This window comes from Leifsonia sp. Root227, from assembly GCF_001428745.1.
Taxonomy (GTDB): Bacteria; Actinomycetota; Actinomycetes; order Actinomycetales; family Microbacteriaceae; genus Leifsonia.
This window is the reverse complement of the sequence record NZ_LMIO01000003.1, coordinates 527,514-541,560: the sequence shown is the minus strand read 5'-3', so window position 1 is coordinate 541,560 and position 14,047 is coordinate 527,514. Positions and strand designations below refer to the sequence as shown.

At 70.5% G+C, this 14,047-nt stretch carries 14 protein-coding genes; 8 read left to right on the top strand and 6 right to left on the bottom strand.

Annotated features, from left to right (window positions below; all coding sequences use genetic code 11):
- The first annotated feature begins 18 nt into the window (after nt 1-18).
- Nucleotides 19-612, top strand: coding sequence for an NADPH-dependent FMN reductase (locus tag ASE16_RS12610; protein ID WP_055895414.1), 594 nt, complete (start codon nt 19-21; stop codon nt 610-612).
- Here the strand turns inward: ASE16_RS12610 and ASE16_RS12605 are convergent.
- Together ASE16_RS12605 and ASE16_RS12600 are read right to left on the bottom strand one after the other, a co-directional pair.
- On the bottom strand, nt 587-2,011 hold the full coding sequence (locus tag ASE16_RS12605) for an MFS transporter (protein WP_055895412.1): 1,425 nt from the start codon (nt 2,009-2,011) through the stop codon (nt 587-589). The two genes, ASE16_RS12610 and ASE16_RS12605, sit on opposite strands and share 26 nt — an antisense overlap.
- Nucleotides 2,012-2,174: 163 nt before the next feature.
- Nucleotides 2,175-3,206, bottom strand: coding sequence for an aldo/keto reductase (locus ASE16_RS12600; protein WP_055895410.1), 1,032 nt, complete (start codon nt 3,204-3,206; stop codon nt 2,175-2,177).
- Nucleotides 3,207-3,322: 116 nt separating this feature from the next.
- Between ASE16_RS12600 and ASE16_RS12595 the strand changes: the two genes are divergently transcribed.
- Nucleotides 3,323-3,832 (top strand): metallophosphoesterase family protein, encoded by a 510-nt coding sequence (locus ASE16_RS12595; protein WP_055895408.1) that lies wholly within the window; start codon nt 3,323-3,325, stop codon nt 3,830-3,832.
- A gap of 54 nt (nt 3,833-3,886) precedes the next feature.
- Here the strand turns inward: ASE16_RS12595 and ASE16_RS12590 are convergent, their stop codons facing one another.
- Nucleotides 3,887-5,446: a methyltransferase gene (locus ASE16_RS12590; protein WP_055895405.1), complete on the bottom strand. Its 1,560-nt coding sequence runs from the start codon at nt 5,444-5,446 to the stop codon at nt 3,887-3,889.
- Nucleotides 5,447-5,504: 58 nt separating this feature from the next.
- Here ASE16_RS12590 and ASE16_RS12585 point away from each other — a divergent pair, with 58 nt between their 5' ends.
- The 3 genes from ASE16_RS12585 to ASE16_RS12575 all read left to right on the top strand — a co-directional run bounded on the left by ASE16_RS12585 (nt 5,505) and on the right by ASE16_RS12575 (nt 7,207).
- A complete protein-coding gene (locus ASE16_RS12585; RefSeq protein WP_055895403.1) occupies nt 5,505-5,780 on the top strand; it encodes an acylphosphatase in 276 nt (91 codons plus the stop codon).
- A gap of 45 nt (nt 5,781-5,825) precedes the next feature.
- Entirely contained in the window at nt 5,826-6,731 is a 906-nt protein-coding gene (locus tag ASE16_RS12580) for an aminodeoxychorismate lyase (protein WP_055895401.1), read from the top strand.
- 140 nt (nt 6,732-6,871) lie between these two features.
- The gene (locus ASE16_RS12575) at nt 6,872-7,207 is read left to right on the top strand and encodes a hypothetical protein (RefSeq protein ID WP_055895399.1); all 336 of its coding nucleotides are present in this window, start codon (nt 6,872-6,874) and stop codon (nt 7,205-7,207) included.
- 39 nt (nt 7,208-7,246) lie between these two features.
- Here ASE16_RS12575 and ASE16_RS12570 read toward each other — a convergent pair whose 3' ends face one another.
- A complete protein-coding gene (locus ASE16_RS12570) occupies nt 7,247-9,100 on the bottom strand; it encodes a thioredoxin domain-containing protein (RefSeq protein ID WP_055895396.1) in 1,854 nt (617 codons plus the stop codon).
- Nucleotides 9,101-9,266: 166 nt separating this feature from the next.
- Here ASE16_RS12570 and ASE16_RS12565 point away from each other — a divergent pair, with 166 nt between their 5' ends.
- Nucleotides 9,267-10,439 carry a fatty acid desaturase family protein gene (locus ASE16_RS12565; RefSeq protein ID WP_055895394.1) on the top strand — a complete coding sequence of 391 codons (1,173 nt, stop codon included), beginning with the start codon at nt 9,267-9,269 and terminating at the stop codon, nt 10,437-10,439.
- Between the two features lie 57 nt (nt 10,440-10,496).
- Here ASE16_RS12565 and ASE16_RS12560 read toward each other — a convergent pair whose 3' ends face one another.
- The gene (locus tag ASE16_RS12560) at nt 10,497-11,891 is read right to left on the bottom strand and encodes an NtaA/DmoA family FMN-dependent monooxygenase (protein ID WP_055895392.1); all 1,395 of its coding nucleotides are present in this window, start codon (nt 11,889-11,891) and stop codon (nt 10,497-10,499) included.
- Nucleotides 11,892-11,937: 46 nt separating this feature from the next.
- Nucleotides 11,938-12,549 (bottom strand): FMN reductase, encoded by a 612-nt coding sequence (msuE, locus tag ASE16_RS12555; RefSeq protein WP_055895390.1) that lies wholly within the window; start codon nt 12,547-12,549, stop codon nt 11,938-11,940.
- A 164-nt stretch (nt 12,550-12,713) separates the two neighbouring features.
- Between msuE and ASE16_RS12550 the strand changes: the two genes are divergently transcribed.
- Nucleotides 12,714-13,547, top strand: a complete 834-nt coding sequence (locus tag ASE16_RS12550) for an aldo/keto reductase (protein ID WP_055895387.1) — start codon at nt 12,714-12,716, stop codon at nt 13,545-13,547.
- Nucleotides 13,548-13,632: 85 nt separating this feature from the next.
- Nucleotides 13,633-14,043, top strand: a complete 411-nt coding sequence (locus tag ASE16_RS12545) for a hypothetical protein (protein ID WP_055895385.1) — start codon at nt 13,633-13,635, stop codon at nt 14,041-14,043.
- Nucleotides 14,044-14,047 lie beyond the last annotated feature (4 nt).

The window sequence follows — 14,047 nt, the reverse complement described above, 5'->3', positions numbered from 1 at the left end:
CGGGTGGATGCTGGGCACATGGCAACCATCAACGAGCTCACGCCGCCGTATCGGGTCGGCTATTTCGTGGGCAGTCTCTCGACGCACTCGATCAACAGACTGCTGGCCAAGGCGCTGATCGCCCTCGCTCCGGCGGATCTGACGTTCACCGAGATCCCGATCGGCGAACTGCCCCTCTACAACAGGGATCTCGACGGTCACTTCCCGCAGGTGGTGCTCGACTTCAAGGCGACGATCGCCGCCCAGGACGCCCTGCTGTTCGTGACGCCGGAGTACAACAGGTCCATCCCCGGTGCGTTGAAGAACGCGATCGACTGGGCGAGCCGCCCGCACGGCGAGAACGTGATCGCGCGGAAGGCGACGGCGGTGATCGGCGCATCCCCCGGAGCGATCGGAACCGCCGTGGCGCAGCAGCAGTTGCGCAGCGTGCTGAGCTTCCTGCAGGCGCCGCAGATGAACGCGCCCGAGGCGTACATCACGCTGCGGCCCGGCCTGATCGCCGAGGACGGGACCGTCACCGATCCAGGAACCGAGGCGTTTCTGAAGAGCTACATGGACGCGTTCTTCGAGTACATCGAGCGCGTCCTCACCGTGGTGCCGAAGGCGCGCTGACCCCGCGGCGGGCGGGCCGGATGTTGTCTCCCGCCCCCGGTGACAACCGCACGGCCTCGACGACGGAGCCGAGGGCCAGCAGTGCGATGATCACGAACGCTACCCGGTATGCCCCTGCCGGCTCCTGCAGACCGGTCAGCCGGGCGAGTGGTTCGCCGAATCGCAGCGCGACGGCTCCGACGGCCACGCCGAGCCCCGCGGCGATCTGCTGCACCGTCGACGCGAGCGTGTTGGCCGCGGTCATCTCGGCGGAGGGCACATCGGCGAAGGCGATCGTGTTGTACGCGGTGAAGCCGGTGGAGCGGGTCATGCCGCTGAACACGAGCAGCGTGACGACGAGGGCGATCGGCGTCAGCGGAGCGATGAACGCCGAGAGCAGCATGCTGAGCACGGCGCCCGCCGTCGACACGATGAGCACGCGCTTGAACCCCCACCGTACGAGCATCGGGGTGGTCGCCGGTTTGATGACGAGGTTGCCGACGAACAGGGTCAGGACGATGGCGCCGGCCTGAACGGGCGACCAGCCGAGCGCATCCTGGAAGAACAGCGGCAGCAGGAATGGCACCGCCGAGATGGTCAGCCGGAACAGCGACCCTCCCGCGTGCGTGACCCGGAACGTCTCGATCCGGAACGCCCGCAGATCCAGCAGGGGATGCGCTGTCCGCAACAAGTGCAGGACGGCCCACCCCGTCAGCAGCCCACCCGCGACGCCTGCGGCGATGGTCGCGACAGCGGGCGCGGCCGGGTCCGCCAGCAGGGCGCCGAAGACGACGACGCCGCCGACGCCGGTGAACGTCAGCGCGAAGCCCGCCCAGTCGAGCGGCACCCGCTGTCGTTCGGTCTCGCGCGGGGTGAGCCGGATGGCGGCGATGAAGGCGACGACGCCGAGCGGCACGTTGAGCAGGAAGATCCACTGCCAGCTCGCGAAGGTGACGAGGAGCCCGCCGACCAACGGGGCGACGATCGGAGCGGCGAGGGCCGGCCAGGTCAGCCACGCGATGGCGCGCACCAGGTCCTTCTTCTCGGTGACCCTGAGCACGGCGAGCCGCCCGACGGGCACCATCATCGCCCCGCCTGCGCCCTGCAGCACGCGCATCGCGGTGAGCTGCACAAGATCCGAGCTCGCCGCGCACAGCACGGATGCGACGGTGAACACGGCGATCGCGCCGGTTAACACGACGCGTGCGCCCAGCCGCTGGGTCAGCCAGCCCGAGATCGGGATGAGGACGGCGAGGGTCACGAGGTATGCGGTGATCGCCACGCCGACCGTCGCAGAGTCGATGCCGTACGCCCGCCCGATGGTCGGCGCTGCGGTCGCCAGGATCGTGCCGTCCAGGTTCTCCATGAAGAAGGTGCCGGCGACCAGCAGGGTCAGGGCGAGCTGCCTGCGCTCGTTCATGCTGAGTCGCTCGATTCGGAAGGAGAACCCGCACGACACGCCGCCGGCGGCTCCGTTCGGAAGGAGAAAGCGGCGCGCGGCGGCCGATTCTCCTTCCGGACGGTCGGGGTGGGGTGAAGGTGGGTGCGGTGAGGGTGGGTGGAGCGCGCGGGGTGGGCTGGGGTCACCGGCCGCCCTCGAGCTTGCGGTGGCGCTGGGCGATGGCGGGCGCGCCGTACGGGTAGTCGTCGGTGCGTGGAGCGCTCACGTCGGTGAGGGTGGCGACCTGGGCGTCTGTGAGGGTGAGGTCCGAAGCGGCGAGGTTGTCGGTGAGCTGGTCGACGGTGCGCGCGCCGAGGATCACGGACGTGACCGCAGGGCGGTCGGCCAGCCAGGCGAGCGCGACCTGAGAGGCGGACGCGCCTGTCTCCTTCGCGACGGCGGCGACCGCGTCGATGACCTCCCAGGTGCGAGGGTCTGCGTTGCGCTTGTCCCACGCCTCCATGCCACGCTTCGGGTCTTCGCCGAGGCGGGTGGCTCCGGTGGGGTTCTGATCGCGGGTGTACTTGCCGCTCAGCCAGCCGCCCGCGAGCGGCGACCACGGCAGCAGGCCGATGCGCGCATCCAGTGCTGCGGGAACCACCTCGTGCTCGATGCCGCGCACCAGCAGGTTGTACTGCGGCTGCAGCGTGACCGGCGCTGCCCAGCCGTTGGCGCGAGCGAGCTGGACCGCCTTGGTGAGCTGCCAGCCGAGGTAGTTGGAGAAGCCGTAGTACGAGATCTTGCCGTCGCGGACCGCCTGGTCGAGGAAGCCGAGCGTCTCCTCGAGCGGGGTCAGCGCATCCCACGCGTGCATCTGGTAGAGGTCGATGTGGTCGACGCCGAGCCGGGAGAGGGATGCGTCGAGGGCCGCGCGGAGATGGGTGCGGGACAGGCCGATGTCGTTGGGCCCCTCTCCCATCGGGAAGCGGCCCTTGGTGGCGATGACGACCTCGCCGCGGCGGCCGGGGTTCTGCGCCAGCCAGCGGCCGATGATCGTCTCCGAGGTGCCCGCGCTGTAGACGTCGGCCGTGTCGATGAAGTTGCCGCCGGCATCCAGATAGGTGTCGATGAGGAGGTGGGAGGTCTGTTCGTCGGCTTCTGCGCCGAACGTCATCGTTCCGAGGGCGAATTCCGACACGATCGTGCCGCTGTTTCCGAGAGTGCGAAGTTCCATGGTTCGACGCTATTACCGTGGCACGCGTTTGCGAACCGTTTGCCGTGGACTGGTGGAGAAGTCCTCAGGATGGCGGGCTGTGGAGGGATCGGCACCGCACGTGCCACGCTGGACGTATGCCAGCGCCGCTCCGCCTCGTCCTCGTCTCCGACACCCACCTCCCGGCGCGCGCCCGCACACTGCCACCGCAGCTCCTCGCGGCGATCGACGACGCCGACGTCGTCATCCACGCCGGCGACTGGGTGGATGCGGCCACCCTCGACCTCCTGGAGGCCCGCTCGAAGCGCCTGATCGCCGTCTACGGCAACAACGACCACGGCGTGCTGCGCGAGCGACTCCCCGAGGTCGCGACGGCGGAACTCGGCGGCCTCCGGTTCGCGGTCGTCCACGAGACGGGACAGGCAACGGGCCGCGAGCTGCGCTGCGAGACGGCCTTCCCCGACACCGACGTCCTGGTATTCGGCCACAGCCACATCCCGTGGGACACGACGGCGCCGAACGGACTGCGCCTCCTCAACCCCGGCTCCCCCACCGACCGCAGGCGACAGCCGGAGTGCACGTTCATGACGGCGACCATCGCCGACGGGATGCTCGACCAGGTGCGGCTCGTCGCGATCCAGCGCTGACACCCCGCCGGCGCCACTCCACTGCGACACTCCACCGGCGTCACGCCACCGTCGTCACTCCACCGGCACCAGGAACCCGTCCACCACCAGCGCCCGCACCGCGGGCACCAGCTCCGCCGACAGCGCCCCCTCGTCCACCTCGAGCAACTGCGCGAGCGCAGCGACGATCGCCGCGACGCTCAGCTCGCCGTCGCACGCGCCGACCAGCGCGATCAGTCCCGTGTCGCCCTGCACCGTCCGGCCGAAGCCGCCGCCCTGGCGCAGCAGCATCGCCGTCGGGGCGTCGTCTCCCGGCCAGAAATGCCGCTCCTCCGTCACGTCCCCCGCCACCGCGTACCGGTGGGATGCGAACGCCTCGTCGCCGAGCGCGGCCTGCCAGTCGTGCGCCGCGAGGCTGTCGCCGAGGTGCACGCCGAGTCCTGCCTCGTTCGAGCCGAGCGCGCCGTGCCTGCGCTCCAGCCTGCGCAGCGTGGTCTCGCCGGCGATCGGGCGGCGCAGCAGCACGTAGCCGAAGCCGACAGAGCGCACGTTCCGCTGCTCGAAGTCGTCGAGCCAGGCGGAGGTGAGGCTGTCGAACGCGTCGGTGCCGTGCCTCGTCCCTCCGTCGCGGATCCAGGTCTCGGCGTAGCGGGCGGCGTCCTCGACGTCGCGCTCGATCACCCACGCATCCACCGGAACCTCCGACGCGTCGATCCAGCCCGAGACCCTGTCGAACGCGTCTCCCGCGCCATCCCCTCGGTACTCCCAGTTGGCGAGGAACTGCGCCACCCCGCCCGGCGCGAGATACGACCCCGCCGAGCGCACGACAGCCTCGACGAGCGCGTCGCCCACCATCCCGCCGTCGCGGTACTCGTACTGCGGCACGCCCCCCGCGCGCGGCGTGATGACGAACGGCGGGTTGGACACGATGTGGTCGAACGTCTCACCCCCGACCGGGTCGAACAGGCTCCCGAGGCGGAACTCGACGCCCTCGATCCCGTTCAGCTCGACGTTCAACGCCGCGAGATCCAGCGCCCGTTCGGAGATGTCCGTGGCGACGACGTGGTTGGCGTGGCGGGAGGCGTGCATGGCCTGGATGCCGCATCCCGTGCCGAGGTCGAGGACGCGGTCGACCGGGTTCTGCAGCATCAGTCCGCTGAGGGTGGTGGATGCGCCGCCGACGCCGAGCACGTGGTCGACCGGAAGCGCGTGACCGAGGGCGAGCTCGCCCAGGTCGGAGACGATCCACCAGTCGGCGGGGCCGTGCGCGTCCACGAAACTGTACGGGCGCAGGTCGACTGCTGCGGAATAGCGTCCGCCCCCGGTCCCGCCCACCAGGCCGAGCGCGACCGCGCCGTCGACCCCGAGGGCGGGGAACGCATCCGCGAGGTCGGCCGTGTCGACGGGACGACCGAGCAGGAAGAGGGTGGCGAGCGTGGCCAGCGGGGTCGTCCCTGTGCGGCGTCGCTCGGCGTCGAGTGCGCGAGCGGCAGGGACGCGCTGACCGCGGTGCAGGGCTTCTGCCGCCTCCGCTCCCCACAGTGCGCTGGTGGTGGAGACCGTGTACCCCGCAGCGGCGAGGTCGGAGCGGAGGGAGGCGATGGTGGATGCGGTCACCGGACTATTCAAACGCATCGCGCCGAAACGGATCCCGCCTCGTGGCTCGCACCAGCCTGCGGAGCACAATGGAGGCATGGTCCGCAAGAGAGCGATCGTGTCAGGGTCCGTGCAGGGCGTCGGTTTCCGGTGGAGCGCCAGGGAGGCCGCCCACCGGCTGGGCGTCGCCGGGTTCGCCCGCAATCGGGCGGACGGCAGCGTGGAGGTCGAAGTGGAGGGGGACGACCAGCAGGTGCAGGAGATGCTCGACTGGCTGCGCACCGGCCCGCCGGGCTCCGAGGTGGTCGACGTCGCCGTGTCGGACGCGACGCCGGACGGAGACGACGCGTTCCGCATCCGTGAGAGCGTGTAGCGCCTGCACCTAGGGGCGCGGCGGCTGGAGGTTCACAATAGGAGCATGACCCGTGCCACGCTGCTGACCATCACCGCCCCGACCGGCCCTCGGGAGGCTGGTTCCCTGGATACCAGGGATGCAGGCTTCGTGCTCGCAGACTTCGACGCGCCGCAGGTGCGCATCACCGACCTGAGCGTGACCCGCGGAGACGGCGTCTTCGAGACGGTCGCCGTGATCGCCGGACACCCCCAGGCGCTCGAACCGCGCCTCGCGCGGCTTGCCCATTCGGCGGAGCTGCTCGATCTGCCGTCCCCCGCGCTGGACGTGTGGCGTGCTGCGGTGCTGGCCGGGGTAGCCGACTACCAGCAGCGCAACGGCGGTGACGGCGAGCTGTTCGCGAAGCTGATCTACTCGCGCGGCGTGGAGGGCACGGGAGCCCCGAGCGGCTGGATCTTCGTGGACGAGGGCGAGGACTTCTCCACCGCCCGCCGCGGCATCCGCGTGGTCACGCTCGACCGCGGATACCGGCACGACGTCGCGGAGACCTCACCGTGGCTGCTCCAGGGCGCCAAGACGCTGTCGTACGCCGTCAACCGCGCGGCCCAGCGCGAGGCCGTGCGACGTGGCGCAGACGACGTGATCTTCGTCAGCTCGGACGGCTTCGCCCTGGAAGGGCCGACGTCCAACGTCATCCTGCTCTCCGGCAACACGGTGCGGACCCCGCAGACCGACCAGGGCATCCTGGCCGGCACGACCCAGGCGAGCGTCTTCGAGTTCTTCGCCGCCCGCGGCTTCGACACGGTCTACGAGGAGATCGGCGCGGCGGAGCTGACGAGCGCCGACGCGCTCTGGCTCGTCTCCTCCGTGCGCCAGGCCGCTCCCATCACCGCGCTCGACGGCCAGACGTTCCCCGTCGACGCCGCCCTGACGGACGCTCTCAACGACTTCCTCCTCTCCCGCACCACCTGAACGGACGAGCTGCCACTGCCTGTCGCGAAACCCGCCGGCTCCGCGACAGTCACCGGCATTTCGCGACCATTACGGGCGAATTCCGGGGAGAGCCGCGCTGCGTTTAGGCTGTACGCACTGCTGTGGAGGGGAGGACGTACGTGGCAGGTCAGGTTCCGACGAGCATAGAAGTGCTGCGCCAGCAGGCGCGCGACGAGCTCTCCGCGATCATCGAGCACCGCTGCCGCGCCGGCGAGGACCCGTGGCAGTTCATCCCGGATCTGCCGAGCGTCGACCAGCAGGTCGTGATCGGCCTGCGCGCCAGCGCGATCGACCGGTTCGACCTCGCCGATGAGCAGTCCCGCGCGCACCACCCCTCGGCGGGACGTGCCGTGTTCGCCCGCTTCGAGTACGACGTGCTGCGCAGGATCGCGCTCACGCATCCCGAACTGAGCGAGGCGGTCTGGGAGCTGCTGGACCGGCTGGAACGGGCGTAGCCCCGCCCTGTTCAGCCCGGCCCGGACAGCCCGGCTCTGTCAGCCCAGCGCCTCGGCTGTCGTCACCGGCAGATCGCAGACGAAGTCGTGGCACAGGTACGCCGCAACCCTCCCCCCAGTGGATGCGCGCCCGGCGAACAGCTCGAACCCCTCTGCCGCGAACACCTCGGCCCCCGCATCCCCGACCACGGCCGTGAGCGCGGTGTCCCTGCGCCGCACGGCGCCGAGCAGGTCGGCACCGCCCGCATCCACCGTGTCCGGCAGCACGACCACCAGCTGCTCCGGCTCCTCGGCCAGCCGCACCATCAGCTCAAGCGCCGCGCCGAACGCGCTCGGCGTGGCGACCGCCTGGGCGGCGACCACGCGCATCCCTTCGCGGGCTGCTCGCTCGTAGCGGCGCTCCCCCGACAGCAGGAACAGGGTGTGCGCCGCCGTCGCCGCCGATGACAGACCGGAGGGGTATGCGCCCTCCGAGGGATCGACGCGGATGGCCATGCCGTTGCTCTGCAGCACGGGGTCGCCGCCGCCCGGCGTCTCGAACGCGCAGTCCGCGTCCCCCGCAGCGTCGATGCAGAGGTCGACGAGGTCGCGTGCCGCCGTCGCGTACTCGGCGTCTCCGGAGGCGAGAGCCAGGTCGAGCAGGCCGGAGGCCAGTCCCCCGTAGTCCTCGAGGGTCGCCGCCGCATCGGAGACGCGGGCGCCGAGGGAGGCCCGGACGAGCATCCCGTCTGCGCTGCGGTGCCGCGCGAGCAGGTCGTCCGCCGCCGTGCGCGCGGCGACCATCCAGGCGGGACGGTCGAGCGCGAACGATGCTCTGGCGAGCGCCCCGATCGCGAAGCCGTTCCAGCCGGTGAGCACCTTGGCGTCGATCGGCGGCGGGTCGAGCTTCGCCCGTTCGGCGACCGGCAGCCGGTAGTACGCGCCCTCGACCCTCGCTCCGTCGATCGTGCTCTCCGAATCCTGCGCGGACGCGAACCCGCCCTCCGGCCGCCGCAGCACGCCGAGCAGGAACGCGGCGATCCCGTCCGCCGCGGACTCCGCCCAGGCCGCTCCGGTCTGCTGCCAGGCCGTGGCGTAGCAGCGCAGGAGCAGCGCATTGTCGTAGAGCATCCGCTCGTAGTGCGGCTCGCTCCAGTCGCGGCGGGTGGCGTAGCGGAAGAATCCGCCGTCCACGGTGTCGCGCAGCGGCGACTCCGCCATCAGCCGCAGGGTGCGGGAGGCGAGCTGTCGGCCGCTCTGCCTGGCGAGCAGGAAGCCGAGCACGGGAGCGACGGGGAACTTGGGCGATGTCCCGAACCCGCCGAAGCGTTCGTCCTCGGCCGCGGCGAGCGCATCCACCGCGCCGTCGAGTGCGCGGGAGTCCGGCAGTTCTGAGACGGCTGTCGCTGCGGTGGATGCGGCGGCGAGCGCTGCCACGACCGCCGCCGCGTTGCTCTCCACCTCCGCACGGCGTTCCGTCCACGCATCCCACACCGCGTCGAGCACCTGCCGGAACGACGCCCGCCCCTCCATGGCCAGCGGAGGGAAGTACGTCCCTGCGAAGAACGCACGCCCGTCCGGGGTCGCGAACACGGTCAGCGGCCAGCCGAGGTTGCCGGTGAAGGCGCTCGCCGCCGACAGGTAGCCGGCGTCGACGTCAGGATGCTCCTCCCTGTCCACCTTGATCGCCACGAACCGTTCGTTGAGGAACGCCGCGAGGTCGGGGTCGCTGAAGCTCTCCCTGGCCATCACGTGGCACCAGTGGCAGGTGGCGTACCCGATGGAGACGAGCACGGGGACGTCCCGCCTGCGCGCTTCGGCGAACGCCTCAGCGCCCCACGGGAACCAGTCGACCGGGTTGTCCGCGTGGGCGCGCAGGTATGGGCTGATCGCATCCGTGAGCCGGTTCGCCATGCCGCCACCCTAGCCCCGCGCACGGCAGCGCGGGGCGCGCGATGTCGCACCCTGCTGCACGGCTTCCGGTTGCCTGTCAATGGGGATGCTCGTGCGGCGCGCGAGCGTATTCTGAGGGAAGTACCCCAGACCCTGGCACGCACATCCAGCGAGGAACGGGGTCATCATGGCGGCACGGATCGTGGCAGCGCCGATCGTGGCAGGGCCGGCGGGCGCGACGCACACGGGCGAGGCAGGCGACTACGGCGTTCTCGCCGCCAGCATCAAATCGTCCGGCCTGATGCGCAGGCGCTACGGCTACTACTGGACAAGGCTCATCGCCGTGCCCGTCGCGACGATCGCGGCCATCGCCGCGTTCATCCTGATCGGCGACACCTGGTGGCAGCTGATCGTCGCCGCGGCGTTCGCCTTCATCTTCACTCAGATCGCGTTCCTGGGTCACGATGCTGCGCACAGGCAGATCTTCCGCTCCGGACGCTGGAACGACTGGACGAGCCTGGTCGTCGGCGACCTGTTCGTCGGCATGAGCTACGGCTGGTGGCAGCACAAGCACACGCGCCACCACGCCAATCCGAACCGGGAGGGCGTCGACCCCGACATCGACCTGCCTGTCGTGGTGTTCACCCCCGCGCAGGCGTCGACGCGGCGCCCTCTCATGCTCTTCGGCGGCGCCGGACGGTGGGTGATGGGGCATCAGGGCTGGTTCTTCTTCCCCATCCTGCTGCTCGAGGGGCTGTCGCTGCACGCGTCGAGTGTGCGGCGGGTGCTCTCCAGGGAGCCGGTGAAGCGGCGCCCGGTGGAGCTCGCGTTCCTCTCCGTGCGCATCATCGGGTTCGTCGCTCTTGTGTTCTGGGTGCTGTCCCCCGGGATCGCCGCAGCGTTCCTCGGCGTGCAGCTCGGGCTGTTCGGCGTGTACATGGGCATGTCGTTCGCGCCCAACCACAAGGGGATGCCGATCGTGCCGCACGACGCCCGCCTCGACTTCCTCAGCAGGCAGGTGCTGACCAGCAGGGACATCCGTGGCAGCAGGACGCTCGACTTCCTGATGGGCGGCCTGAACTACCAGATCGAGCACCACCTGTTCCCGTCGATGCCAAGCATCCACCTGCGGAGGGCGGCGCCGGTGATCCGCGCGTTCTGCACGGAGCACGGTGTCGGATACACCGAGACGGGGCTCGGCGAGTCGTACGCGATCGTGCTGCGCTACATCAACAGGGTGGGCCTGGGCGAGAAGGACCCGTTCGCCTGCCCGCTGCTGGAGCAGCGCGCGGCGATCACCGACCCGGCGTGGTCCGCGGCGGCGGCACCGGCGGCGGCGGCCGATACCCCCAGGCCGTAGCGGCGCGCATCCACCAAGGATGCGCGCCCGCCGCGCCCGCTATGCCCGTCGCGCCCGCTACGCCGTGCGCCTGGCCACGTCGGCCACGTGCAGGTTCTCCGGCCTGGCGAGGCCGAGGTGGTCGCGGAGGGTCGTGCCGTCGTACTCGGTGCGGAACAGCCCTCTCCGCTGCAGCTCAGGCACGACCAGGGACGTGAATGCCTCGAACTGACCGGAGAGGAACGGCGGCAGGATGTTGAAGCCGTCGACGGCGCCGGAGCCGAACCAGGCTTCCAGATGGTCGGCGACCTCGATGCCAGAGCCGACGACCGCGGCGGCGGGAACGGTGTGCGCCGCCAGCAGCTGACGGTACGTCACGGGATGCTCGCCCCCGATCCGCCTGCCGGTCCTGGTCTGCACGGCCTCGAGCAGCCGCTGCCCGCCCTCGGCGAACCTGCGGGCGACCCGCAGCGGCACCTCGTCGTCGAGCGGTGGCGTGCCGAGCGGCACCCCGACGATCCCGGACAGCGCCCTGATGGTCCTGTTCGGCGGGAAGTCCGGCGCCTGCGCCGCCTGGTCGTCCGCGAGCGGCACCAGCCGGAGGAGCTCGTCGTAGACCGCCTGCGCCTCGGCCGTCGTCTCCGCGACGACGGGAAGGATCGGCGTGACGACGCGCGGCCCTCCGTCCGTTCTGCCTGCAGCGACGGCGCGGGCGGTGGTCTCTGCGCGCACGGCGGCGGCGTCGTCGATCGAGGAGACGGCGACGATGAAGACGTCGGCGAGCTCCCCCGCGAGCCGCCTGGCCCGCGAGGAGCCTCCGGCGTGCACGATCGGCGGATGTCCCTGCACGGGGCGGGGAGCGGTCAGCGGACCCGACACGCGGATGTGCGCTCCGGCCGCATCCGTCCTGTGCAGCAGCTCCGGGTCGATCAGCCTGCCCGACGCCCTGTCACGCAGGAACGCGTCGTCCTCCCAGCTGTCCCAGAGCAGCCGGAGCGCGCGCAGGTATTCGTCGGCCTCGTCGTAGCGCGGTTCGGCTCCGCCGAGCGGGTCGCGCCCGTGGTTGGCCGCCGCTCGTGGGTCGGCGCCGGTCACGAGGTTGATGCCGGCGCGTCCGGCGCTCAGCCGGTCGATGGATGCGGTCTGCCTCGCCAGCGTGAACAGGTCGTAGTATCCCGTGTTCGCCGTCGCGATGAGGCCGATGCGCTTGGTGACACCCGCGAGGTACGAGACGGCGCTCAGCGGGTCGATGCGCGCCAGCAGATCCGGGTCGCGGAACTCGAGGTCGGCCCCTGTCGCGAGCCACTCCCCGAAGAAGAGGTAGTCGAACTTCGCCGCCTCCGCCGTACGCGCGGTGCGGCGCAGGATCGCGGGGTCGCGCAGCGGATCGTTGTGCGCCCCGGGGTACCGCCAGCCGGACGGGAACGCGCCGAGCGCGCGGAACACGGCGCCGAGGATGAGCTGCCTGGTCATCGGCGCGTGCTCTCGCGGCGCGGTCTGGGTTCCGTGGCGGCCGCCATCAGCGTCCCAGGTACTTGGCGATCGACTCCGCCTCTGCCACATTGCTGCGGATGAGTGGAATGGCGCGGGCGACCGCCAGGTCGATGCGCTCGTGCAGATCGAGGCTCGTGACGGCGCCGTTGGTGAAGTCGGAGTCGTTCGCGTAGATCCCGATCGGGAGCGTGAGGGCCTGGAAGAACCCGAACAGCGGCCGGAACTGGTGCTCGATGATGAGGGCGTGCCGGTCGGAGCCGCCCGTCGCGGCGAGCAGGACGGGAGTGTCGACGAGCGCGTACTGGCCGACGAAGTCGAACAGGTGCTTGAACAACCCGGTGAAGGATGCGCGGTACACCGGGCTGGCGACCACCAGCAGGTCGGCGCTCTCGATGCGCTGCAGCTCGGTCTCGACCGATTCAGGCAGCTCGTCCCTGCGCAGCGCGCCCGCGAAGTCCGGCCCGATCTCATTGACGGCGATGAGGTGCGCGTCGATCGGAAGCTCGCGGCCGAACGAGGCCAGGATCTCGCCGACGAGCGCTGTGGTCTTCGACGGCGTGTGCAGGCTGCCGGACACGGCGACGACGCGCAGCGGGCGGCTGGACGGGAGCGACGGGATCGACGAGAGCTGAGACATGCCTGCGACGCTAAGCCCGCGCATCCTGGAATACCAGGGCGCGCGTCATGCGACGTAAACCTGCGGCGCAACACGGCGTCATCTGCACGATTCAGAACCGGCGGCGCTGAATCCATCACCGACGGCGGTTGGATCGGCAGAACGTCAGGGATTACCGTAGAGGAATGGTTGCAAACGCAAATATCCCCACCCTGGAACTGAACAACGGCACGGAGATCCCGCAGCTCGGCTTCGGCGTCTTCCGCGTCGAGCCCACGGAGACCACCCGGATCGTCACCGACGCGCTCGAGGTCGGCTACCGCCACATCGACACCGCGGCGATCTACGGCAACGAGACCGGCGTCGGCGAGGCCATCGCCTCCTCCGGCATCGCCCGCGACGAGCTGTTCGTCACCACCAAGCTGTGGAACGACCGCCAGACGGACGCGCAGGCCGCGTTCGACGAGTCGCTCGAGAAGCTGGGTCTCGACTATGTGGACCTGTACCTCATCCACTGGCCCACCCCGGAGAAGGACACCTTCGTCGAGGCGTGGAAGTCGCTCGAGAAGATCTACGCCACCGGCCGCGCGAAGGCGATCGGCGTCTCCAACTTCCTCGTCCCGCACCTGGAGAAGCTGCTGGCCGACACGGACATCGTGCCCGCCGTGAACCAGATCGAGCTGCACCCGGCGCACCAGCAGCCCGAGGTCACCGCGTTCGCCCGCGAGCACGGCATCCACATCGAGGCCTGGGGTCCGCTCGGCCAGGGCAAGTACCCGCTCTTCGACGCCCCGGAGGTCGCCGCTCCTGCCGCCGCGCACGGCAAGACGCCCGCCCAGGTCGTCATCCGCTGGCACCTGCAGACCGGCAACATCGTCTTCCCCAAGTCGAACCGCCGCGAGCGCATGGCCGAGAACTTCGACGTCTTCGACTTCGAGCTCACCGCCGACGAGGTCGCCGCCATCACCTCGATGGAGCGCGAGGGCCGCGTCAGCGCCCACCCCAACGAGGTCAACTAGCCCCGCGTGGATGAGCGGCCCCCGGATCGAAGGATGCGGGGGCCGCTTCGCGTGCGGCGCTGGGCTCGACCGTTAGGCTCGCCGTGTGCGCATCGTGACGATCACCGGGAAGATCATCTACATCGTCGGCGGCTACGGGCTGCTGCTGGTGCTGAACGTGTTCATCTTCCAGCAGCTCGTCAACGCGACCATCGACGTGCTGATCGTCGCGATCCTCAACATCGCATACGTCACCATCGGCGTCCGCACGTTTCGCGGGATCGAGGAGAACAGGGAGGACCCGCGCGTCTGGTGGCGCGCGACCGCCCGCCCTGCCGCCGGGTTCTGGATCGGGGCCGGGCTCGCGGTCGCCGCGGGAATCGCCCTGCTCGGCGCACTCGCCTCGAAGCCGGCCGACGCGTTCGTCCCCACCGTCGCGTGCGTGGTCTACGCCGCGCTCGCCGCGTTCTACCTGCACTCGTCGTACCGGTTGCGCACGCTCGACACCGCGCCGTGACGGG

Excerpts from the sequence above, each read along its gene's own strand:
- ASE16_RS12610 (WP_055895414.1), top strand. The coding sequence starts at position 19 with ATGGCAACCATCAACGAGCTCACGCCGCCGTATCGGGTCGGCTATTTC.
- ASE16_RS12605 (WP_055895412.1), bottom strand. The coding sequence starts at position 2,011 with ATGAACGAGCGCAGGCAGCTCGCCCTGACCCTGCTGGTCGCCGGCACC.
- ASE16_RS12600 (WP_055895410.1), bottom strand. The coding sequence starts at position 3,206 with ATGGAACTTCGCACTCTCGGAAACAGCGGCACGATCGTGTCGGAATTC.
- ASE16_RS12595 (WP_055895408.1), top strand. The coding sequence starts at position 3,323 with ATGCCAGCGCCGCTCCGCCTCGTCCTCGTCTCCGACACCCACCTCCCG.
- ASE16_RS12590 (WP_055895405.1), bottom strand. The coding sequence starts at position 5,446 with ATGCGTTTGAATAGTCCGGTGACCGCATCCACCATCGCCTCCCTCCGC.
- ASE16_RS12585 (WP_055895403.1), top strand. The coding sequence starts at position 5,505 with ATGGTCCGCAAGAGAGCGATCGTGTCAGGGTCCGTGCAGGGCGTCGGT.
- ASE16_RS12580 (WP_055895401.1), top strand. The coding sequence starts at position 5,826 with ATGACCCGTGCCACGCTGCTGACCATCACCGCCCCGACCGGCCCTCGG.
- ASE16_RS12570 (WP_055895396.1), bottom strand. The coding sequence starts at position 9,100 with ATGGCGAACCGGCTCACGGATGCGATCAGCCCATACCTGCGCGCCCAC.
- ASE16_RS12565 (WP_055895394.1), top strand. The coding sequence starts at position 9,267 with ATGGCGGCACGGATCGTGGCAGCGCCGATCGTGGCAGGGCCGGCGGGC.
- ASE16_RS12560 (WP_055895392.1), bottom strand. The coding sequence starts at position 11,891 with ATGACCAGGCAGCTCATCCTCGGCGCCGTGTTCCGCGCGCTCGGCGCG.
- msuE (WP_055895390.1), bottom strand. The coding sequence starts at position 12,549 with ATGTCTCAGCTCTCGTCGATCCCGTCGCTCCCGTCCAGCCGCCCGCTG.
- ASE16_RS12550 (WP_055895387.1), top strand. The coding sequence starts at position 12,714 with ATGGTTGCAAACGCAAATATCCCCACCCTGGAACTGAACAACGGCACG.